The organism is Marivirga arenosa (assembly GCF_030503895.2).
Taxonomy (GTDB): domain Bacteria; phylum Bacteroidota; class Bacteroidia; order Cytophagales; family Cyclobacteriaceae; genus Marivirga; species Marivirga arenosa.
In genome coordinates, this window is the sequence record NZ_CP129970.2 from 3,406,427 (window position 1) to 3,428,847 (window position 22,421).

General features: G+C 32.1%; 16 protein-coding genes and 1 tRNA gene. 14 read left to right on the top strand and 3 right to left on the bottom strand.

Annotated elements, in window-relative coordinates:
* Positions 1-5: 5 nt before the first annotated feature.
* The 9 genes from QYS48_RS14775 to QYS48_RS14815 all read left to right on the top strand — a co-directional run bounded on the left by QYS48_RS14775 (position 6) and on the right by QYS48_RS14815 (position 6,976).
* The gene (locus tag QYS48_RS14775) at positions 6-1,064 is read left to right on the top strand and encodes a glycosyltransferase family 2 protein (RefSeq protein WP_308356595.1); all 1,059 of its coding nucleotides are present in this window, start codon (positions 6-8) and stop codon (positions 1,062-1,064) included.
* A complete protein-coding gene (locus QYS48_RS14780; RefSeq protein WP_308356596.1) occupies positions 1,061-1,816 on the top strand; it encodes a TatD family hydrolase in 756 nt (251 codons plus the stop codon). The genes QYS48_RS14775 and QYS48_RS14780 overlap by 4 nt, the downstream gene beginning before the upstream one ends.
* Entirely contained in the window at positions 1,816-2,886 is a 1,071-nt protein-coding gene (locus QYS48_RS14785) for an asparaginase (protein WP_308356597.1), read from the top strand. The genes QYS48_RS14780 and QYS48_RS14785 overlap by 1 nt, the downstream gene beginning before the upstream one ends.
* 178 nt (positions 2,887-3,064) lie before the next feature.
* Positions 3,065-3,151, top strand: a tRNA-Ser gene (locus QYS48_RS14790).
* Between the two features lie 175 nt (positions 3,152-3,326).
* Entirely contained in the window at positions 3,327-4,190 is an 864-nt protein-coding gene (locus QYS48_RS14795; protein WP_308356598.1) for a MotA/TolQ/ExbB proton channel family protein, read from the top strand.
* A gap of 24 nt (positions 4,191-4,214) precedes the next feature.
* Entirely contained in the window at positions 4,215-4,538 is a 324-nt protein-coding gene (locus QYS48_RS14800) for a hypothetical protein (protein WP_308356599.1), read from the top strand.
* Positions 4,538-5,101 (top strand): biopolymer transporter ExbD, encoded by a 564-nt coding sequence (locus QYS48_RS14805; protein ID WP_302124999.1) that lies wholly within the window; start codon positions 4,538-4,540, stop codon positions 5,099-5,101. The genes QYS48_RS14800 and QYS48_RS14805 overlap by 1 nt, the downstream gene beginning before the upstream one ends.
* A 3-nt stretch (positions 5,102-5,104) precedes the next feature.
* Entirely contained in the window at positions 5,105-5,587 is a 483-nt protein-coding gene (locus QYS48_RS14810; protein WP_308356600.1) for a biopolymer transporter ExbD, read from the top strand.
* An 81-nt stretch (positions 5,588-5,668) separates the two neighbouring features.
* On the top strand, positions 5,669-6,976 hold the full coding sequence (locus tag QYS48_RS14815; RefSeq protein ID WP_308356601.1) for an MFS transporter: 1,308 nt from the start codon (positions 5,669-5,671) through the stop codon (positions 6,974-6,976).
* Here the strand turns inward: QYS48_RS14815 and QYS48_RS14820 are convergent.
* Positions 6,973-8,550, bottom strand: coding sequence for a GAF domain-containing protein (locus QYS48_RS14820; protein ID WP_308356602.1), 1,578 nt, complete (start codon positions 8,548-8,550; stop codon positions 6,973-6,975). The genes QYS48_RS14815 and QYS48_RS14820 overlap by 4 nt on opposite strands.
* A gap of 241 nt (positions 8,551-8,791) precedes the next feature.
* On the opposite strand from QYS48_RS14820, the gene QYS48_RS14825 reads away from it, so the two are divergent.
* On the top strand, positions 8,792-11,812 hold the full coding sequence (locus QYS48_RS14825) for an amidohydrolase family protein (protein ID WP_308356603.1): 3,021 nt from the start codon (positions 8,792-8,794) through the stop codon (positions 11,810-11,812).
* A 6-nt stretch (positions 11,813-11,818) separates the two neighbouring features.
* Positions 11,819-13,123 (top strand): amidohydrolase family protein, encoded by a 1,305-nt coding sequence (locus QYS48_RS14830; RefSeq protein ID WP_308356604.1) that lies wholly within the window; start codon positions 11,819-11,821, stop codon positions 13,121-13,123.
* A gap of 53 nt (positions 13,124-13,176) precedes the next feature.
* Here the strand turns inward: QYS48_RS14830 and QYS48_RS14835 are convergent, their stop codons facing one another.
* Together QYS48_RS14835 and QYS48_RS14840 are read right to left on the bottom strand one after the other, a co-directional pair.
* A complete protein-coding gene (locus QYS48_RS14835; RefSeq protein ID WP_308356606.1) occupies positions 13,177-13,506 on the bottom strand; it encodes a thioredoxin family protein in 330 nt (109 codons plus the stop codon).
* Between the two features lie 282 nt (positions 13,507-13,788).
* Positions 13,789-17,682, bottom strand: coding sequence for a PAS domain-containing protein (locus tag QYS48_RS14840; protein WP_308356607.1), 3,894 nt, complete (start codon positions 17,680-17,682; stop codon positions 13,789-13,791).
* A 180-nt stretch (positions 17,683-17,862) separates the two neighbouring features.
* On the opposite strand from QYS48_RS14840, the gene QYS48_RS14845 reads away from it, so the two are divergent.
* From QYS48_RS14845 to QYS48_RS14855, 3 genes are all read left to right on the top strand, one after another.
* The gene (locus QYS48_RS14845) at positions 17,863-18,540 is read left to right on the top strand and encodes a response regulator transcription factor (protein ID WP_308356609.1); all 678 of its coding nucleotides are present in this window, start codon (positions 17,863-17,865) and stop codon (positions 18,538-18,540) included.
* A gap of 2 nt (positions 18,541-18,542) precedes the next feature.
* A complete protein-coding gene (locus QYS48_RS14850) occupies positions 18,543-19,796 on the top strand; it encodes a HAMP domain-containing sensor histidine kinase (RefSeq protein ID WP_308356610.1) in 1,254 nt (417 codons plus the stop codon).
* A 155-nt stretch (positions 19,797-19,951) separates the two neighbouring features.
* Positions 19,952-22,393 (top strand): TonB-dependent receptor, encoded by a 2,442-nt coding sequence (locus QYS48_RS14855; protein WP_308356611.1) that lies wholly within the window; start codon positions 19,952-19,954, stop codon positions 22,391-22,393.
* Positions 22,394-22,421: the final 28 nt, after the last annotated feature.

Here is a 22,421-nt window from a genome sequence, read left to right on the forward strand (position 1 = left end):
TCTTCATGGACTTAATATTATGGATGGCTTGGAAACCAAAAGCTGAAAACCCAAAACCTTATGAAGGTGAATTGCCTTTCATATCCATTTTATTAGCCGTAAGAAATGAAGTTCATACCGTAAATTATGCGTTAAATTCCTTAGAAAAACTCGATTATCCTGATGATAAATATGAAGTTTTGATGGGAGATGACGGTTCAACTGACGGAACTACTAAAATATTAAAAGAGTGGGATAAAGAGACCAATAATTTTTTCTACATCCCAATTGATAAAAAAATTGCTCATCTTGATGCTAAAGCTAATGTTTTAGAGCAACTGGCTGAAAAGTCAAAAGGTGAGTATATGATGATTACAGATGGTGATGTTGAAGTGCCAAGTAGTTGGTTAATGAAACAATTAGCATGTTGGAAAGATGGGGCTGGAATACAAAGTGGATTTACGATAATAAAAGCAAAAGACTTCTTTTCAAGTATGCAGATGATTGATTGGAGTTTAGCTTTAGGTATGGTGAAAATTGTAAGCGGTTGGAAAATTCCTGTTACTGGAGTGGGAAATAATATGATGGTAAGTAGGGAAGCCTATGATAAAGTGGGAGGCTATAAAAATATTCCGTTTTCAGTTACTGAAGACTTTGCTTTATTTCAGGCAGTAGCAAAACAAGGTTACCGCTACCAACAATTAGCAAATGAGGATAGTCTGGTTAGAACATTTGCAACTAGAGGATTTTGGAATTTAATGAATCAACGAAAAAGATGGATGGCTGGAGCTATGAAACTACCGCCCTTTATGTTGACTCTATTAATTTTTCAAGCATTCTATTATCCAGCAATGCTTGCTCTAATTTTTGTTAATCCATTTGTTGCTATTCCATTATTTGGTTTAAAAATTACTTTACAGAGTCTTTTTATCAATAAAATATTAGAAAGGCTAAATCAATATGTGCCTTTAAGCAATCTTTTTATATTTGAATTCTACAGTGGTTTCATTTCTATTGCACTTCTTTTCTATTATATCTTACCTTTGCCCGTGAAATGGAAAGGAAGAAAATTTGCTAAAGGATGATTGAAACACACGCACATTTATATGTAGATAAATTTGATGAAGATAGACAGGAAATGATGGAAAGGGCAGAAGAGGCTGGAGTAAAACGCTTCTATATGCCCAATATCGATCATGAGTCAATTGAGCCCATGTTAGAAGTGGAAGAAAAGTTTTCTAACGCTATCGCTACTATGGGTGTTCATCCCTGCTCTGTTGAAAAGCATTTTGAAAAACAGCTTTACGAAGTTGAAGATTGGCTGAATAAGAGAAAGTTTGCTGCTGTTGGTGAAATAGGTTTAGATTATTATTGGGATAAAAGTTTAATAGAACAACAAAAAGAAGCACTTAGAATACAAGTGCAATTTGCCAAGGATCATCAAATACCTGTAATTCTTCATTGCAGAGATTCTTTTGATGATACTTATGATATTATCAAAAAAATGAATGATGATAAGCTAAAAGGTGTTTTCCATTGTTTCACTGGTACTGCCGAAGAAGCTCAAAAAGTGATTGATTTAGGGTTTTTTATAGGAATAGGAGGGGTGGTAACCTTTAAAAATGGCGGCCTTGCAGAACATATTCCTGATATTGATCTTAATAGAATAGTTTTGGAGACAGATGCACCTTATTTAGCCCCAACGCCTAAAAGAGGTAAAAGAAATGAGCCAGCTTTTTTGGACCTAATTGCTCAAAAGTTAGCTGATCTTAAAGAAATGTCTAAGTCCGATTTGATCGAAATTACTAGCAAAAATGCTACTGAATTGTTTTCCTAATGAAGCAGTACTATAAACTAATACACATTGATACCGCCACACCTAAAGCTCCTGATTGTGCGATCATGATAATCTATACTGGAGGTACATTAGGCATGGTATTCAATGAACAACAAGCCCTGGTGCCTTTTGATTTTCAAAATATATTAGATGAGGTTCCTTCTCTTAAAAACTTTAATCTCAAAATATCGGTAGCCTCATTCAATAATTTAATTGATTCTTCGGACGTAAACCCTTCACACTGGGATGATATTGCTAGCTTAGTTGAAGAGTATTATGATGCTTATGACGGATTTATAGTAATCCACGGTACTGATACTATGGCTTATACTGCTTCAGCAATAAGCTTTATGTTGGAAGGATTGAATAAACCGGTGATTTTTACAGGCGCTCAACTTCCTATTGGTGCTGCAAGATCTGATGCGAGGGAGAATTTAATAACGGCTATTGAGATTGCAAGTCAGAAATTAAACCAACGTCCTATCGTTTCTGAAGTCTGTATATATTTTGATAATCTACTTCTCAGAGCAAATAGGGCTAAGAAAGTTGAAAGTGTTCAATTTGATGCCTTTCAAAGTGAAAATTATCCAGTATTGGCGGAAGCGGGAATAATAATAGAATATAATTTCGCTGCACTCAGACCTTATCAACAAGATGCTGAATTAAAGGTCCGAAAAAATATTCAACAGGAAGTGGCTATTCTTAAAGTGTTTCCAGGTATATCGAAAGCGCTCGTAGAGGGGGTGTTATCAATTGATGGATTAAAGGGATTAGTTATTGAAACTTTTGGTTCAGGAAATGCTCCAACTGAAAAATGGTTCATTAATGCACTACAAAAAGCAATAAATAAAGGCGTTCTAATAATGAATGTATCGCAATGCATGGGAGGGAAGGTTATTCAAGGTAGATATCAAACGAGTAAGGATTTACAATCTATTGGTGTATTTAGTGGAAGTGATATTACAACAGAGGCTGCGATTACAAAAATGATGTACGTTATTAGTCATGCTAAAACAAAAGAACTACAACATAACTATTTAATTAAGCCATTAAGAGGTGAAATGGAATAGTTATAAGTGTATTCACATTAAATAATTATATTATTAAATACTATTCTTCAATTCGCAACTCAATTGCGTATTTAAATTTACCATTTGACAAAATGCACTTGCATGAAGAATAAATTATTAATTTATTTGTGCACGTTTGAAAAGAGTTCAATCGAGAACTAAATATTTACAGATAGAGGGAGAGGTGCCAGAGTGGTCGATCGGGCTCGCCTGGAAAGCGAGTGTACCTTCACGGGTACCGAGGGTTCGAATCCCTCCTTCTCCGCATTTTTAAGTAATAAATTAAATCTTTTTGATGTTATTTGATTAAATAATAGAGATTGGGCTTAAAGAATTGCTAAAATAATTTTCTGTTTGTTGATATTTGTGTAAAATTGGACTTAGTTTTCATTTAACTAACATACAATAACTAAAAAAGGAAAATTACAAACAACTTAACTATGAAAAAGCTATTTGTTTTAATGATGATGACCGGAGCACTAGTATTCGGTTTTAATGGCAATGCAATTGCTCAAGATGAGGAAGCAGCGACTTCTGAAATGGAAAATGACACAACAGCTATGGAAAGTGATTCTGCTGCTGCAGAAGCTGATTCTGCTGCAATGGATGAGTCTGAAGTAGACACTACTGCAACTGCAGTTGTTGAAGAGGAAGAAGTTGTTGAAGAGCAAGGCTTTCACCAAATTGTAAAAGAGAAGTTTATCGAAGGTGGATGGGAATTCATGTCAGTAGTATTAATTTGTTTAATCTTAGGATTAGCAATTGCTATTGAAAGAATCATTACTTTAAACTTAGCTACTACAAATACTAATAAATTATTAGCTAATGTAGAAGACGCTTTAAATCAAGGTGGTGTTGAAGCAGCTAAAGAAGTAACTAAAAATACAAGAGGTCCAGTTGCATCTATCTTTACTCAAGGTTTGATGAGAATGTCAGAAGGTGTTGAAATGGTTGAGAAATCTGTAATTTCTTACGGTTCTGTTGAAATGGGACGTTTAGAAAGAGGTTTAGTATGGATTTCATTATTTATCTCTCTTGCTCCAATGTTAGGTTTCATGGGTACTGTAATCGGTATGATTGGTGCATTTGATGCTATTGAAGCTGCGGGTGATATTTCTCCATCTTTGGTTGCTGGAGGTATTAAAGTAGCCTTATTAACAACTGTTGCAGGTTTGATTGTTGCGGTTATCTTACAATTATTCTATAACTATTGCGTTTCTAAAGTAGATTCTTTAGTAAACCAGATGGAAGATGCTTCTATTGCTTTAGTGGATATTTTAGTAAAGCATAATCTTACTAAATAAGTTTAACCTTTAAAGTTTAACTAAATGGAATTTGTTGATATATTATTATATGGCGCATATTTATTGGTAATTGTAGCTGCATTAGGAGCTATTGTATTACCTTTAATCAGTGCGCTTAGTCAACCCAAAAGTCTTTTAAAATCTTTGATTGGGGTTGTGGCAATCGGTGTAATTTACGTTGTCAGTTGGAGTATTTCAGGTGACGAAGTAACTGCTAAATACATAAAATTCGATATTACAAGCACATCTTCTCAAGTAATTGGTGGTGTTTTAATCACTACTTATCTATTAATGGGGATTGCAGTAATATCTATTGTTTATTCTGAAATCAGTAAACTAATAAGATAATGGCTAGAAGTAAAGGAAGAGCAACAGCAGAGGTGAATGCCGGTTCAATGGCCGATATTGCATTCTTATTGTTAATATTCTTTCTTGTAACTACTACCATTGCATCAGATAAGGGTTTAACTTTAACATTGCCTCCTGAGCCGGATGATGCTGAGCAGATTGATGTTAAAATTAAAGATAGAAACCTTTTTAAAGTAGCTATCAACTCAGCTGACAGATTGTTGGTTGAAGGAGAGAGGCTTGATGATTATACTAAGATTAAAGAGATGCTTATTGAGCATGTTTTAAATCCTAACAATAGTGATGATCTAGCGGAAAGCCCACAAGATGCAATTGTTTCCTTTAAAACAGATAGAGGGACAAGTTATGAGATTTATATTAATGTATTAGATCAGCTGCAAGGTGCATACTATCAGATTTATGCTGATAGAGCAGGTATTACGGCTGATGAATATAGATCATTAGATTTAAAGAATCCTAAGGAAAAGGCTCTTTACGAAAAAGGTAAAGGTGATATTCCAATGGCGATTTCAATTGCGGAACCAACAAACATAGGAGGATAAGTTATGTCAAAGTTTAAGAAAAAAACCAGTGCAAGTCAGGAAATACCTACTTCTGCACTTCCTGATATTATCTTCATGCTCCTGTTCTTTTTTATGGTGACTACGGTATTGAGAGAGACTGAAATAAAAGTTGAACAAAAAATACCTAAGGCAACTCAATTGAAAAAGATCGAAAGAAAATCATTGGTTAGTTATTTATACATTGGTAAGCCAAAGCAAACTGAAAAGTTTGGTGGTGAAGCTAAGATTCAAGCTAACGATGTATTTATTGAACCAAGAGATGTTCTTCTTTGGGTTTCTAAAGAGAAAGATAAGTTATCGGAGGCAGAACGTGATAAAATTACCATTGCTTTAAAAATTGATAGTGAAGCAAAAATGGGTATTGTTACGGACGTTCAGCAGAAATTAAGAAAAGCAAATGCTAGAAAGTTAATGTATAATACTTTGAAATTAACTAATAAAGATAAATCTAATTCTTTATTATAATTTTCATTGTTAATATAGAAAACCTCATTTCTAAAACGAAATGAGGTTTTTTTTTGTCTCCTGAACCATAATTAGATAATTGTGCAGATAAATAATTCAAAAACTATCAATGCATGGTGTATGTACGACTGGGCCAATTCAGTCTATGCAATAGTAATTAAATCTTCTATTTTTCCCGTTTTCTATAATACAGCCACACAAAATGCTTTTAATGGAGATGTGGTTGATTTTTTTGGCTTTAAACTAGTAAATACTGCGCTTTATTCTTTTGCAATATCATTTAGCTTTTTGATTGTGGCAATTATATCGCCCTTACTATCTGGTATTGCGGATTATACTTCTAATAAGAAATCTTTTATGCAGTTTTTCACATACCTAGGAGGCTTATCATGTATAGGTCTATTCTTTTTTACAGGTGAAAATGTTGAATGGGCCATAATATGTTCTGTATTAGCTAGTATAGGGTTTACAGGGAGTTTAGTTTTCTATAATGCCTTTTTACCTATAATTGCTACTCCAGATAAGCATGATATGATCAGTGCTAAGGGCTATTCCCTTGGTTATATTGGTAGCATAATTTTATTGGTTATCAATCTAGTATGTATTTCAAATCCCGACTGGTTTGGACTTGAAAAGACTGGAATTATAGCTAGGTTTTCTTTTTTAACTGTAGGCTTATGGTGGATTGGTTTTGCTCAAATTACTTTTAGGGCATTAAAGGAAGTTAAGAAAGAAATTAATTATTCCAGATCTATAATTGTAAGCGGTTATAAAGAGATTATAAAAGTATTTAAGGAACTTAACAGCCAACCTATATTAAAATATTTCTTGAGTTCTTTTTTCTTTTATAGTATGGGAGTTCAGACCGTAATGTATATGGCGGCTTCATTTGGGAGCAAAGAATTAAACCTACCTGGTAATAAATTAATTATCACTATTATCATAATTAATGCGGTAGCCATAATTGGCTCCTATGGTTTTGCTTATATATCAAAAAAGAAAACAAATAAGTTTTCATTGTTGAATATGTTAGTGATATGGGTAGGCATATGTATTTATGCCTATTTTGTTTATACTGATTACCAATTCTATTTATTGGCTTTTATTGTTGGCTTGGTTATGGGAGGAATTCAATCACTATCCAGAAGTACATATTCTAAAATAATGCCTCAAAATTCACATGACGAAGCCTCTTACTTTAGTTTTTACGATGTAACTGAAAAGATTGCAGTTGTAATTGGTACCTTTTCGTATGGATTTATTGAACAATGGACAGGTAGCATGAGAAATAGCACCATTGCATTGGGATTGTTCTTTGCTATTGGTATGGGATTATTGTTAATGGTAAGAATTCCTTCGAATTTAAATTATAATAGTGAAAACAACTAGTTTTCACTATTTTTCATCTTTTGTTCCATCATTCTTTCTTTCCTTCTCATTTCTTCTTGAGTAGCTTCTAATTCTTCCATATTTTGTCTTAACTCCTCTTCCTGGGCTCTCATTTCTTCAGCTTGTTGTTGCATTTGTTCTAAAAGTATTCTGGTTTTGTCGTTATTTTGTGTGGTAGCAATTGCTGAAGCTATATATTCACCTGCTTTCTCAAGGAATTCAATCTCATGCTTTTTAAATACTTTGAATGATGCTAATTCAATTAATGATTGAATTTCTTCATTATACTTCATAGGAACTATGGTGAGGCAGGAAGGTGTTGAATCTCCCAATCCTGATGTGATAAAAGTATAATCTTGCGGTATTTCAGTGAGCACTAAGGTTTCCTTTTCTCTGTAAGTTTGACCCACTAAACCTTGTCCAATTTCTATTCTTTTATTTATATATTTTCTTCTATCAAATGCATATGCTGCCGATAATTCTAGGTACATATCTTTTTCATTCTCCTCATCTTCCATCAAAATAAATAAACTACCTTGTTGAGCACCTAAATACTCTGTTAAGTATTTTGTGGCTTCAAAAGTTAATTCCTCTGTATTTTGTTCACTGTTTCTGATGATTTCACTCAAATTAGAAAGCCCTTCAGTTGACCAAATTCTTTTTTTGTTTTCAATGTCAGCATTTTCCATTTGCTTTTTCATTTCAATCAGCTGACCAGCTAAATTATCTTGATTAAGCACCTTATTTTCCTCCGTTATCCCATCCCAACTGATATCAAAATTACCTGATGCTACATTTTTTACATAATTTGCCGCTTTTTTCAAATTCTCAATGGAACCGTTTAAGATTTTAGCAGCACCTCTAAACCTTGTATCGCCATCATTAAAAAGGTATTTTTTATTATTCTCTCTAAGGTTAATCAGCAGTTCAATCCGTTTCTTTTCATCCCTTCTTAATTTAATAAATATAAATATTAAGGTAGGTAGCCCAATGAGTAGAAGTAGCAATTGAACTATTGTATTTTGTAGAATTGCACTTTCATATGCTGCTTGTGCTTCTTCTACTAAATTTTCTTCAAATTCATATAATTCTGTAGTAAAGGCATCATTTATTGGCCAAAATGTTTTACCGAAATCTTCTCTTAATAAATCTTTATAAGCCTCAAGATCATCATTCTTCAAATGATTCACCATTTCCTCATACAAGTCCACATATTTTCTATATCCAGCTTTTACTCTAGGATAATTTACAGGATCAGAATAACCTTGAATGGCAAATAAACTATCAAGGGTTTTGAAATTTTCTCTATTTTGTTTTTTGGCTTGTTCAACACTCCAAAATAAAAATCCTTCTTCTCGAATAAGAGCATATCCTCTACCACTAATATCCATTTGCCGAATATTCAATAATGTGTTTTCAGCGGTACGGAACACAAGATCAGCTTGCTCTTGTGTTTCTAAGGCCTCGCTCATCACTTTTTTGTTATAAAAGGAAAGAATAACACTTAATAATATCAGGGTTGAAACTGTTATTATCGCTATGGATATTAAATGTTTATTTAAAAATTTCTTCATTCTTTTTGGAGAGTTATGGTCGTTTGTTTTCTAAAATAATGGTTTGTTGGCGTAAAACAAAGATTTATATCCCATAGTAACTAACTCTCCTTTTTTGTTAATTGTTAAAAAAGTTGTTTTAATGTGAGCAATAAAGCATTCCATTAAAACCTATAAAGCACCAATAAAATAATAGGTTATGTATTGATTCTTTTATTATTAAAAAAATACTATTTTCGATTACTTAATTTTAAAAATATATATGATGAAAAAACTACTCATAGCTTGTTTTAGCTTATGGTTCTTTTCTTCTTATGCACAGGAAACCTATTATGTTAATGGTGTGAAAGATGAAAGACCGGGCCTGCATGCTTTTACAAATGCGACACTACATGTTGATTATAAGACTACTCTTGAATCAGCTACCTTAATTATTAAAAAAGGAGAGGTCATAGCAGCGGGAACCAATGTTAGTATTCCTGAGGGTGCTATAATTCATGATTTAGGAGGTAAACATATTTATCCTTCTTTTATTGAATTATCCAATAATTATGGGCTACCTGAAGTGAAAAGTCAAAGAAGTAATGGACCACAATTAGGACCTAAAAAAGAAGGCGCTTACAATACAAATGATGCCATAAGAGCATATTTTAATGCTTACGAAGCCTTCACAGCTAAAGATTCTGAAGCTGAAAAATTAAGAAAGGCTGGTTTTGGAACGGTACTTACTCATAATAAGGATGGTTTAATTAGAGGAACTGGAGCAGTTGTAGCGCTACATGATGGTCCTGAAAATGAAATCATCTTAAAAGAGAAAGCTTCCCAACATTTTTCATTTGATAAAGGAAGTTCTACCCAAGATAATCCGTCTTCATTAATGGGGGCAATTGCATTGATCAGGCAAAATTATTTAGATGCTAAATGGTATGCATCACAGAATGAGATGGTTGATATTTCATTAGCCGCATTTAATAAGAATAAAGCTCATCCTCAAATATTTGAAGTTGGAGGTGATAAATTATATGTATTAAGAGCTGATCATTTAGGTGATGAATTTGGTGTTCAATATATCATTAAAGGAAATGGAGATGAGTATCAGCGATTAGATGAGATTGGTGCTACAAATGCTTCTCTAATCATTCCTGTAAACTATCCTGAAGCGTATGATGTAGAAGATCCATTTGATGCATTAAATGTAAGTTTAGCTGAAATGAAGCATTGGGAAATGGCTCCTTATAATTTAAAAATGCTTAAGGATAAAGGTATTAATTTTTCTATTACTGCTGATGGATTAAAAGACGTTAGCAAGCTTCAAGAAATGCTTTCAAAATCTATCGAAGTAGGTTTTTCAGAAGAGGAAGCTTTAAAAGCTCTAACGATCACTCCTGCAAGATTAATTAAAATGGATGATAGGTTAGGAAGTTTATCAAAAGGAAAAATTGCCAATTTTATAATAACTGATGGAAGTCCTGTTCAAAAGGGAACCAAAATTTATGAGAACTGGGTACAAGGTAATGGATACAAATATCATGATATTGCCTCTCCCGATTTGGCGGGTAAATATGATCTTTCAGTAGGAGAGCAAGAATATAATTTAATGGTTAGTGGAAAATCTGGAAGTGAAGATTTCAAGATTGTTATAAATGATAGCACATCATACAAATTAAAATCAGATATAAAGAAGCAGCTAATTTCACTTTCATTCACGGATGAGGAAAACGAATCAATAGGTGCAGTTCGTATGTCTGGGTGGTTAACTAAAGATGGACTAGCTGGTAAAGCAAGAATAGCAGATGGTAGTTGGGTTGAATGGTCGGCTAGAAAAAATGCTGATAACGAAGAGTCTGAAGAAGTTAAAGAAAAATCTCCTGATGATGAAGAATCTGAAAGCATCGGAAATCTTATATACCCATTTGTTGCCCATGGGAATGAAACGAAGCCGAAATCCGAAACTATTCTTATTAAAAATGCAACCGTTTGGACCAACGAAGAAGATGGAGTATTAGAAAATACTGATGTTTTATTAGAAAATGGTAAAATATCTAAAATCGGTAAAAATTTAAGTGCTTCAAATGCTAGAGAGATTGATGGAACAGGAAAGCATTTAACACCTGGAATTATTGATGAGCACTCTCATATTGCAATTAGCAGAGGAGTAAATGAAGGATCTGAATCTGTTACTGCTGAAGTTAATATTGAGGACGTAGTTGATTCAGAAGATATCAATATTTATCGTCAATTATCAGGGGGAGTTGTGGCTTCTCAATTATTACATGGCTCTGCTAACCCAATCGGAGGTAGATCGGCCATTGTAAAATTAAAGTGGGGATATAGTCCTGAAGAAATGAAAATATCATGGTCTGATAAATTCATAAAATTTGCATTGGGAGAAAATGTGAAGCAGTCTAACTGGGGAGAAAGAAACACTGTAAGATTCCCTCAAACTAGAATGGGAGCAGAGCAAGTGTTTGAGGATGCTTTTACAAGAGCAAGAGAGTATGAAGCAGAATGGAAATCCTACAATCAATTATCAAAAAGAGATCAAGCGAATACTGCGGCTCCAAGAAAGGATATGGAATTAGAAACCTTAGTTGAAATTCTTAACAGTGATCGATTTATTACTTGCCACTCTTATGTGCAGTCAGAGATTAATATGCTCATGAAGGTAGCTGAAAGACATGGCTTTAGAATTAATACATTTACACATATTTTAGAAGGCTATAAATTAGCTGACAAAATGAAAGAACACGGAGTTGGAGGCTCAACATTTTCAGATTGGTGGGCTTACAAATTTGAAGTGAATGATGCGATACCTTATAATGCAGCTTTAATGAGTGGTGAGGGGGTTGTTACCGCGATCAATTCAGATGATGCAGAGATGGGTAGAAGACTAAATCAAGAAGCCGGTAAAACTATGAAATATGGTGATGTTCCAGTTGAGGAAGCTCTAAAAATGGTAACCTTAAATCCTGCCAAATTACTTCATTTAGATGATAGGATGGGAAGCATTAAAGAAGGAAAAGATGCGGATGTTGTTTTGTGGACAGATGAACCTCTTTCAATTTATGCTAAAGCAGATAAAACGATAATTGAGGGTACAGTATTCTTTGATAGAGAAGAACAAGAAGCAAAATTAGACGCTATCCAAGCTGAAAGAGCAAGATTGGTTAATAAAATGAGAGGTGCTAAGTCTAATGGTAAACCTACTCAAAAAGTAATGCCTAAATCTCAAATTATATATGAGTGTGAGACTGAAATTCAAAATTATTCATCTTTAAAGTAAGTGGACATGAAGATATTTAAAATAATAGGAATAGTAATATTGAGTTTTTGCAGCATATTAGCTCATGCTCAAGTTCCTGCACCAGGTGAACCGCAAAAAGAGCCGATAGCTATTATGAATGCAACCGCTCACATTGGAAATGGTGAAGTAATTGAGAATTCAGTTATCACTTTTGAGAATGGAGTAATCACAAATGTTGCAGATGCATCAAAAGTCAGATTAGATCTATCCTCGTATAAAGTAATTGATGCTGAAGGTATGCATGTATATCCTGGATTAATAGCCAGTAATACCATTATGGGATTAGAAGAAATCTCAGCAGTTAGAGCTACTCGTGATCAGGATGAAACAGGTGAGTTTAATCCTAATGTTAGAGCATTAATCGCTTATAATACAGATTCTGAAATTATACCTACCACCCGATTTAACGGAGTGCTTTATGCACAGACCACACCAAGAGGGGGAAGGATATCAGGAAGTAGTTCCGTAATGGATTTAGATGCATGGAACTGGGAAGATGCGGTATTAAAGAATGATGAAGGAATTCATCTGAATTGGCCTTCAAAATTACAATATCCAAGATGGTGGTTAGGAGAAACAGAGTGGAGAGAAAATAAAGAATATGATAAGCAATATGAAGAGCTTAAGGTATTCTTTAATGACGCAGTATCTTATAGTGAATTAAGTTCTACTGAAGTTACTAATCTTAAGCTTGAAGCCATGAAAGGCTTATTTGATGGAAGTAAAACTCTTTATATTCATACTGACAGAGCAAAAGAGATATTAGAATCTATTCAATTTGCTCAATCTGTGGGAGTTCAGAAGATGGTACTGGTAGGAGGTGACCAAGCTTATTATGTTAAAGACTTTTTATTGGAAAATGAAATTCCAATTATAGTTGAAGAGACATTAAGACTACCAAGTAGGAATTCTGATGCAGTAGACATGCCTTATAAAACTCCTTATTTACTACATAAGGCTGGGTTAAAAGTGGCAATTGGTCAATGGGGTTCAGTAATGCAAGTTAGGAATTTACCTTTTAGTGCAGGAACAGCCGCTGCTTACGGACTTTCAAAAGAAGAAGCTTTACAAATGGTAAGTTTAAATCCGGCTGAAATAATGGGTGTTTCAGATAAAATTGGAAGTCTTGAAAAAGATAAAATAGCTTCATTGGTAATTTCAAAAGGAGATATATTAGATATGGAAGGAAATAAACTTGAATATGTTTTTATTGAAGGCCGACAAGTTACGTTGGAGGCTCACCAACAAAGACTGTATAAAAAGTTTAAAGAGAAATATGAAAATGAATAATGGTGTTCATTTTAGTGGAAAAAACAAAAAAACCGGCCTTTTGGCCGGTTTTTTTAATTTAATTCCTTTTCAGGAAGTAAATTATCAATAAGGTCTTGAACTTTGCTTTTATCAGCACTTGATATTTTATCCTTTAATTCTCCATTTTCATAACTTGCAAAAAATGGTAAACTATATACACCAGCTGATAATCTTGCTTTTGGGTTATCAGGTGCATTGATTTCTAAGAATTTGATGTTACTAGGTGAGTCTGCAACCATTCTTTCAAATTGTGGGTTGAATGCTTTACAAACTCCACACCAATCAGCATAAAATTTAACAACTACTCTTTCATTACTTTTTAACTCCTGCTCTAAATTATCGTCTGTTACTTGCTCTATCATAATGGAATTACGTTTTAAATTTTAAGTAATTACCATAATTATTAAAGAATGTTTCGCAATTTGAAAGGGATAAATAACACTAGATGTAAGGTATTATTTATCATTCTTTAAAGAAATTTATTGATTATGATATTTTTTAAAGATATGGTTTTAATATTTATATTTTTATAAAACTAAACTTTAGATTAGTAGCAGTTTTACCTTTTAAAACAATTCCTATTGATGTATTATTTTTGTGGAAATAGTTTTATAAAAGATTAAACAAAAGTAATCTTGTACATCTTAAATTTCCTCTTGTAATAATAATTTATGAATTTTCTGTAATTCAGGTATTATTAGAGATTTCATGTATTTAGTAACTGATTTATTATAATAACTAGGTCGCTCAAATTGGTCAATAAGCAATCCTAAATTTTCAAAGCAAGCAGCTAAAGCGGTTCCTTTCAATTTATGAAGAATAGCTCTTAATATTTGGAGATTTTCATTTTCAATACAATCTTTTATTTGTCGCTCAAATGTAAGCATGTTTTCTTTGGCTAAAGAAATGAAGCTTTCATAGTGAGATTGATTATCATTTAATCGCTTCATTAATTCAGCTTTATTAAAAGTTTTAAATTTTTGTTGCTTATTATATTGATTAGACTTTTGCTTTTTAATGAGACCGTTGTTTTGAAGCTTTTTAATAGTATTTATGAAATCTTGTTGTATCAGAGGTTTCTCAAGAAAATCATCAATGCCAGCATCCAAAGCTTTTTGCTTTTCTTCTTTGAGTACACCTGCCGATAAGGCTATTATTGGAGTTCTCTGATTTGGGTTTTCAATCGTTCTAATCAGTTCAGTTGCTTCAATTCCACTTAAAACTGGCATTTGAATATCCATTAAAATTAAGTCAGGTTGATGCTTTTTAAATTTTTCAACTGCAATTTCACCATTATCAGCATGAATAATTTCAGCATTAGGAATCGTATTTTCAAGTATATTAAAAATCAAAAATTTATTGATTTCATTATCCTCAGCTATCAAGATCTTATTAATTTCAATAAATTGTATTTCACTCTCATTTTTTGAATGATGATGGTTAATTAAATCCGATTCATTAGAGTCAATTTTCACTATCAAATTAATTAACTTACTCGGTAAAATTGGCTTAGGAGTTTTATATATATTTTTATTCTCTGTGAAATCAGAATAAAAGAATTCACTTTCAATATGTTTATGTAAAAAGATAATTCTTTGGCTTTTCAATAATGATCTTTCGGATAAAATCTTTAAAAACTCAGTTCCATTAATATTTGGCATTTCTTCATCTATAATGATTAAATCATGATTATCATCTTTTGTGATGGATTTTTGAGCGTCAACTGGCGAGTTGAAATATAAAGTGGAACATTCAATATTATCAAAAATACTTTTTAAAGCCTCTATTTGATCCTTATTATCATCTAAAATCAATATATTTTTTACGCTCTTGAACTTATGCTTTTTAATTAATGATTTAAGACTTTCTTTTGGGTCCTGTAGGTCAATACTAAAAGAAAAATTACTTCCAATATTTTCTTTACTTTCCAATTCAAGCTTACTGTTCATAATTTTCAGTAGTTTATTAGAAATAGTAAGCCCTAATCCTGATCCTCCGAATTTTCTAGTGGTGGAAACATCCGCTTGTTCAAAAGCGCTAAATATATTCTTTTGTTGATTTTTAGATATACCTATTCCTGAATCAACAACTTCAAACCTTAGTTTATTGCCAATCTTTTTTACGTTTACTTTAATAGAACCTTTTTCAGTAAATTTTACTGCATTTCCTAGCAAGTTTATTAAAATTTGTCTTACTCTTAATTCATCTGATATGAAGTAAATAGGAGTGTTAGGATCATAGTTTATAATAAGTTCAAGATCTTTTTGTGAAGCTTGAAACGTAATGAAACTAATAGCAGATTCAACTAGCTCAAGCCCATTTAATTCCTCCATTTGCAGTTTCATTTTTCCTGCTTCAATTTTAGAGAAATCAAGAATGTCATTAATAATTCCTAAAAGAGAATGAGCAGAATTATAAATGTGTTGAGTATAATCTGATTGTAAAACGTTTAAATCCGTCTTTCTTAATAGGTCTGAAAATCCAATTACACCATTTAATGGAGTTCTAATTTCATGACTCATATTGGCCAGGAAACTTGATTTTGCTAGGTTGGCAGATTCAGCCGCCATTTTAGCTTCTATTAATTGTTTTTCAGACTTAATTCTTTCAGTAACATCTGTGAATGTTACTAAAGCCCAATATGAATTTTCTTCTTCAATTATTTTAATATTTGCTTCTATCCATAAACTCTTTTTGGTTTTTGAATTAAGTAGATGAACGCGGATATTTTTGGCAGACTTTTTACTTCTTAATGCTTTTCCAACCGGATGCTCTTCATCTTTTAATTCATTTCCATCATTATCCAATAATTTAATGATGGTTTGCATATATCTATTACCAATGATTTCTGATTTATCAAGGTCTAAAATATTAGCTGCACTTTCATTCATTGATCTTATGATCCCTTTAGAATCATAAAACAATAATGCTTCCTGCATTGAGCTTATAATATTCTGAAGCTGTTGTTCACTATTCTTAATTTTTAGCTCAGTTTTTTTTCTGTAGGTTATATCGGATATTGAACCAAACCAATACCAATTTCCATTGCTATCTTGCGTGGGTTGAGAGGAAGCTTTAACCCACTTAGTTTCACCATTAACTATTATTCTAAATTCTAAGCTAAAGGATTCATAATTTTCTAATGCTTGACTATTAGCATTGTTAAACATCATTAAATCTTCTGGGTGAACAATTTTATGAGCAAATTCTGCTGTATCAATCATTTTTCCTTCTCGCCCTATAATTTTCAGAAATTGAGGACTCATATAGTTTAATTGTCCATCTCTACTGAGTTTATAAACTCCAACCGGTATATATTCTACTAATTCATTATATTGTTTTGTTTTTTCTTCAAGTTGTAGTTGATTGTTTTTAATACTGTCAATATTTTGGACTGTGCCATATATACTGGTTATTTTACCGTTTTTTACTTCAGGGATTCCAATTGTTCTTACCCAAAACTGTTTACCTTTTGCAGAGACTAATTGTAATTCAATGTCAAAGCTTTTTTGTTTTTTGATACTATTTTCAATGATTTTTCTGATTCGTGGTTCTTCCTTTGGATCTGATAAAAAGTCAAATATGGTGTCAAAATGGGGTTTATAATTATCATCAACTTCATAAATATGTTTTGTATTTTCAGTCCACGATATATCACCAGTTTCCAAATTCCAACCCCAACCTCCAGTTTTAGTGATAATGTTTGTTTGAAGTAATAATGACTTAGTTCTATCTAATTCAATTTCAGCTTTTTTTCTTTCTGAGATTTCAATATGGGTTCCAAATACTTCAATTGGCTGGCCATCATCTGACCATACGCCTACTTTTCCAATATCTTGAATCCATACCCAATGACCTTTTTTATGCTTTGCTCTTAATTCGAAGTCATAACTATCCTTTTTTAATTTGTAGTTATCGGCAAACACATTCGTAATCATTTCTACATCATCAGGATGTAATTTTTCTAACCAATCCTCCATATAAAATGGCTTTAATTCATCCAGCTTATAGCCAAGCATTTGAGCGTAATTTTCATTGATATGGAGTACGTTTTCTTCTAGATTCCATTGATAAGTACCCAGATTAGCACCATCTATAATTAAATCATGCCTTTCTTTTTCACGTTTTAATTCCTTTTCAATTTCTTTTAATTGCGTAACATCTTGTATGGTACCTCTAAAGATTAATTCGTCAGTATTGTTAATCTTAGTGGCAAGTTGAGTTACATATTTAGTGTTTCCTTTCTGAGTAATGATTCGATGTGTAAGATTAAAATGACCGGTTTCAAAAGCATTAACGTCTTCTTCAAAAACTTTTTTTTCATCCTCTGGATGAACCATTTGTTTAAATGAATCGATTGTAGGATTGTAGCTTTGAGGATCACAATCAAATATTTCAAACACTGTTGGGGACCAGTGAATAATACCTGTATCTACATTTGCTTCCCAATTTCCTATTTTAGCTAATTTCTGAGCCTCTAATAATTTATAGTTTAGCTCTTCTAATTCTTTTGAAATATTTTGATGATCAGAACTCATTAATGATAATTTACTTTAAATTCTGATTTTAATTTTATTTTTTCAACTGTTTGAGTGTTTTATTTATATCAATTTCGGCATAATATAATTTCTTCAAAATTACTTCAGATTTATGTCGTATTTTAGATTTTAAGGTTTGAATACTATTATTTGTTATCAAACCATTTTAGTAATGATGATATGAAAGTTCTAATCGTTGAAGATCAGGAAGAATTGGCCAATAATATATTTGAATTTCTCAAAAAAGAGGGATTTCAATCAAGCATTGCTCCTGATTTCTTTACTGCTACTGATAAATTGGCTGCTTACGAATATGATATTGTTATAATAGATCTAATGTTGCCTGATGGGAATGGAATGGATTTGTTGTATTCCCTACGTGCTAATAGAAAAAATATAGGTACACTAATATTATCAGCCAAAAACTCGATTGATGACAAGGTTAGAGGTTTAGATGCAGGTGCGGATGATTATTTAGGTAAGCCTTTTCACTTGCTTGAATTAACCTCTAGATTAAAAGCAATTTATAGAACCAGGAAACAAGAAAGCAGTAATACAATTGAATTAAATAATATTACAATAGACACGGATAAGAAGGAAGTTTCTGTTAATAGTGAATTATTAGATTTAACGAAAAAAGAATATGAAATGCTCTTGTTTTTTGCGAATAATGCTAAAAGAGTACTAACAAAGCAGAATATAGCAGAACATCTTTGGGGAGATTTTATTGATCAGAGTGATAATTTTGATTTCGTTTATCAACACATCAAAAACCTAAGAAAAAAAATACAGAAAATTTCTGGTTCAGATATTATAGAAACAGTTTATGGCGTTGGTTATAAATTAAAAGCTCAATAATTATGAGATTAATCACTAAGATAGTTTTTCTATACCTTATACTTTCTTTAATAGTCTTTATAATTGGTGGAATTGTTACAATAAAAATTATTTCTAATGAAGTGAAAAAGGAAGAGAGATGGTTCCTAGAAGAAAGATTAAGCTCTACCGAACGCTACATTAAAAGAAGACAACCAGAGAAAGATATAATAAGAGATAAGGTAATCATAAAGCCTCAAAAGGATTCTATCGAAATAAATAATATAATTTTTTCTGATACCATAGTGTATCACAGCACTTTAGAAAGACCTGAAAAACATAATAAATTAGAAGTAGGTAAAAAGATTGAAGGTAATTTCTATAAGATAATTCTATATGATATCATAATTGAGCAGGATGATATAGTAGATGGGGTTATTGAATCGATGGTTAAAATCTATATACTCTTGTTTGTAGTCGTAATAATTGGCAGTTGGTTTATTTCTAAAGAATTATTAAGCCCTTTCGAAGCAACGCTTTCAGCCATTAAGAATTTTGATATTAAACAGAATGAGGCGATCCATTTAAGCGATACAAGAACCAAAGAATTTAAGCGCTTAAATCAGTTTATAAGTCAAATGGCGAAAAAGATTACGGCTGATTATCAATCATTAAAGGAATTTACTGAAAATGCCAGTCATGAAATTCAAACCCCGATTAGTATTGCTAAAGGCAAATTAGAATTACTACAAGAAGGAGTTTTAACGGAGGAACAGAAAAAATTAGTTTCAGATGCAACAAAAAGTCTTACCAATCTGTCGAAAATAGGGAATACACTCACTTTATTGGCTAAAATTGATAATCAAGAATTCGAGCAAACTGAAAATACAAATGTTAATGAAGTGCTTGAAAATTTTTTAGAAGAATATGAGGAACTTATTTTATTAAAGGGTATTCAATTAACCAAAAAGCTTAATGAAGAGGTGAATTGGAACATTCATCCAGTTTTACTTGAGATTCTTATTACCAACCTAATTAATAATGCTATTAAGCATAATTTGAAAGAGGATGGTTTTATTAAAATCTATTTAGAAGATAAAAAACTTATCATAGAGAATTCAGGGAAAGCAATCAATCATGCTACCGAACTACTTTTTGCAAGATTTAAAAAAGGTAATCAAAGTAGTTCTTCATTAGGATTAGGATTAGCCATAATTCATAAAATATGCAAGGTGAGTGGTTTAGATATAAAATATATTAATAGGGAGCAACTCCATCAAATTACAATATCGGAATAAGTTTTATTTGACTTGATTACGATTATTGATATTTCTTAAACAATTTAATTAAAAAAATACTTGTAGCGACATTAATTTTTTGTTGAAACTTGAAAATTCAAATTTTCTTCAGAATTGGATACTAAATTTGTAGCAAAGAAGATTTAATGATCGTTATGCAGTTGAAAAAGAAATATCTTTTAAGAGTACTAGTTATAATTCTAGTGGTGTTTACGGGCTTCAACCTAAATGCTCAAACTAAAATCACAGGTAAGTTAATCGATGCAAATACTAAAGCTCCATTAGGTTATGCTAATATTAGTATTTTTGATCAAAATGAAGAATTAATCACGGGAACTGTAACTCCTGAATCTGGCGAGTTTAGCTTACAAATACAATCAGGAGAATATAACTTAAGAATTCAGTTTATTTCATATCAAACAATTAATAGAAAGATAGTTGCAAATCAGCCTACTATCAATTTAGGAACTATTGAACTAAGTGAAGATGTAAACCAACTTTCAGAAGTTGAGGTGGTAGCAAAAAGACCTCAAATGGAAATGAAACTTGATAAAAGAGTTTTTAATGTTGGAGAGGATTTAAGTAATATTGGAAGTAACGCAGAGTCTTTATTAGATAATTTACCCAGCGTTACGGTAGATATTGAAGGGAATGTTTCTTTAAGAGGAAGCGGAAACGTTCGTATTTTAATTGATGGCAGACCATCAGGATTAGTAGGAATAAGTGGTGCTTCTGCTTTGAGACAAATTCAAGCTGATCAAATAGAAAGAGTAGAGGTTATTACCAATCCATCAGCAAGATATGAAGCAGAAGGGAATGCAGGAATCATTAACATCATTATGAAGAAAGAGAAAAAAGGAGGTCTAAATGGAAGTTTTAGCGCCAATCTTGGTTATCCTTTAATCTCGGGAGTTAATGGAAATTTGAATTACAGAAGAGGTAATATAAATTTATTTGGTAGTTACGGAATTCAATATAGAGAGAATTTTGGTGGGGGATATATAGATCAGGAGTTTACTCCAGAAGATACCACTTATTCAACTTATGTGGATCGTGATAGACAAAGAAGCGGTATTTCACAAAATTCAAGGTTTGGACTTGACTATAGTTTTAATAAAAATACAACCTTAACAGGTTCATTCCTGTATAGAATTTCGGATGAGAATAATCTAAGCTATAATTATTACGATGATTACGATGGTATCGATAGATCAAGCCGTGAATTATTAAGAAGGTCTGTACGTATTCAGGATGAATTGGAAGATGAAGAAGTGTTAGAATATGATCTTAATTTTACTAAATCATTTGGAAATGATAGTGAGCATAAATTAACAGCTGATTTTCAATACAGAAACAATTCAGAAACAGAAGATTCAGATTTAAGAAATGAAAGGTATATCATTGATAGAGATGAATATGTAGATAGTATTCAACAAAGATCTATCATCAATGAATTTGCTGAAAATATTTTAATGCAAGCAAATTATGTAAAACCATTAGGTGAAAATAAATCATTTGAAGCGGGATGGCGAAGTACTTTAAGAACCATTACTAATCAATACGAAGTAACGCAAGAAGTTGAAGGTCAGGAACAAGATAGTGTATTGAGTGATTTCACAAATGACTTTGTTTACAACGAAAATATCCATGCAATATACGCCATATATAATTCTGAATATGATAAATTCACTTATCAAATTGGTTTAAGAACTGAGTTAACTGATATCACCACTCAATTAAAATCACCCGTTGATACAGTAAATAGAAGAGATTATATAAATCTATTCCCATCTGTATTCATGACTTACGAATTCACTAAGCTTCATACTTTACAAGCAAGCTACAGTAGAAGATTCGATAGACCTCGGTTTAGATCATTGAATCCATTTTCAAATTTCAATGATGATAGAAATATCAGAATTGGTAATCCCAATTTAAATCCAGAATTCACGGATTCATATGAAGTAGGACTGGTTAACAATTTTAGTGACGCAACCTTATATTCAGGTCTATATTACAGAAGAACTACAGGCGTTACAGAACGAATTAATACTGTAATTGATGGTATTACCTACAGTCAACCACAAAATTTAGCGGAACGTAATTCTATCGGAATTGAAAATAATTATTCTCATGATCTAAATGATTGGTGGAGATTAAATGGAAATCTAAATGTTTTCTATTCGGAAACTTATGGAGTGGTAAATGAACAAGTATTTGAAGCTGAAACCTTTACTATGTCGGGTAGAGCAACCTCACAAATGTCATTTAGCAATGATTTCAATTTTCAATTAAGTGCATTTTACAGAGCCCCTCAACAAACTACTCAGGGAACTAGAAAAGCGTTCTACATGGTGGATTTAGGTTTTAGTAAAGAGTTATTGAATGAAAAAGCTACTTTGGCCTTAAACGTAAGAGATTTATTCAATACACGTAAATGGAGAACAACAACAGTTGGAGAAGATTTCTTTTATGATTCAGAATTTCAATGGAGGACTAGGACAATAACTTTATCATTTGATTATAGACTTAATTCCAACAAGAGAAAAGGCGGCCGTGATCGTGGTGACTATGATGGCGGTGGTGAAGACTACTAGTTTAGCTTGTTATAAATTAGTTTTCATG

Excerpts from the sequence above, each read along its gene's own strand:
- QYS48_RS14800 (WP_308356599.1), top strand. The coding sequence starts at position 4,215 with ATGGAATTTGTTGATATATTATTATATGGCGCATATTTATTGGTAATT.
- QYS48_RS14845 (WP_308356609.1), top strand. The coding sequence starts at position 17,863 with ATGAAAGTTCTAATCGTTGAAGATCAGGAAGAATTGGCCAATAATATA.
- QYS48_RS14855 (WP_308356611.1), top strand. The coding sequence starts at position 19,952 with ATGCAGTTGAAAAAGAAATATCTTTTAAGAGTACTAGTTATAATTCTA.
- QYS48_RS14835 (WP_308356606.1), bottom strand. The coding sequence starts at position 13,506 with ATGATAGAGCAAGTAACAGACGATAATTTAGAGCAGGAGTTAAAAAGT.
- QYS48_RS14785 (WP_308356597.1), top strand. The coding sequence starts at position 1,816 with ATGAAGCAGTACTATAAACTAATACACATTGATACCGCCACACCTAAA.
- QYS48_RS14820 (WP_308356602.1), bottom strand. The coding sequence starts at position 8,550 with ATGAAGAAATTTTTAAATAAACATTTAATATCCATAGCGATAATAACA.
- QYS48_RS14810 (WP_308356600.1), top strand. The coding sequence starts at position 5,105 with ATGTCAAAGTTTAAGAAAAAAACCAGTGCAAGTCAGGAAATACCTACT.
- QYS48_RS14850 (WP_308356610.1), top strand. The coding sequence starts at position 18,543 with ATGAGATTAATCACTAAGATAGTTTTTCTATACCTTATACTTTCTTTA.
- QYS48_RS14775 (WP_308356595.1), top strand. The coding sequence starts at position 6 with ATGGACTTAATATTATGGATGGCTTGGAAACCAAAAGCTGAAAACCCA.
- QYS48_RS14840 (WP_308356607.1), bottom strand. The coding sequence starts at position 17,682 with ATGAGTTCTGATCATCAAAATATTTCAAAAGAATTAGAAGAGCTAAAC.
- QYS48_RS14780 (WP_308356596.1), top strand. The coding sequence starts at position 1,061 with ATGATTGAAACACACGCACATTTATATGTAGATAAATTTGATGAAGAT.
- QYS48_RS14830 (WP_308356604.1), top strand. The coding sequence starts at position 11,819 with ATGAAGATATTTAAAATAATAGGAATAGTAATATTGAGTTTTTGCAGC.
- QYS48_RS14795 (WP_308356598.1), top strand. The coding sequence starts at position 3,327 with ATGAAAAAGCTATTTGTTTTAATGATGATGACCGGAGCACTAGTATTC.
- QYS48_RS14825 (WP_308356603.1), top strand. The coding sequence starts at position 8,792 with ATGATGAAAAAACTACTCATAGCTTGTTTTAGCTTATGGTTCTTTTCT.
- QYS48_RS14805 (WP_302124999.1), top strand. The coding sequence starts at position 4,538 with ATGGCTAGAAGTAAAGGAAGAGCAACAGCAGAGGTGAATGCCGGTTCA.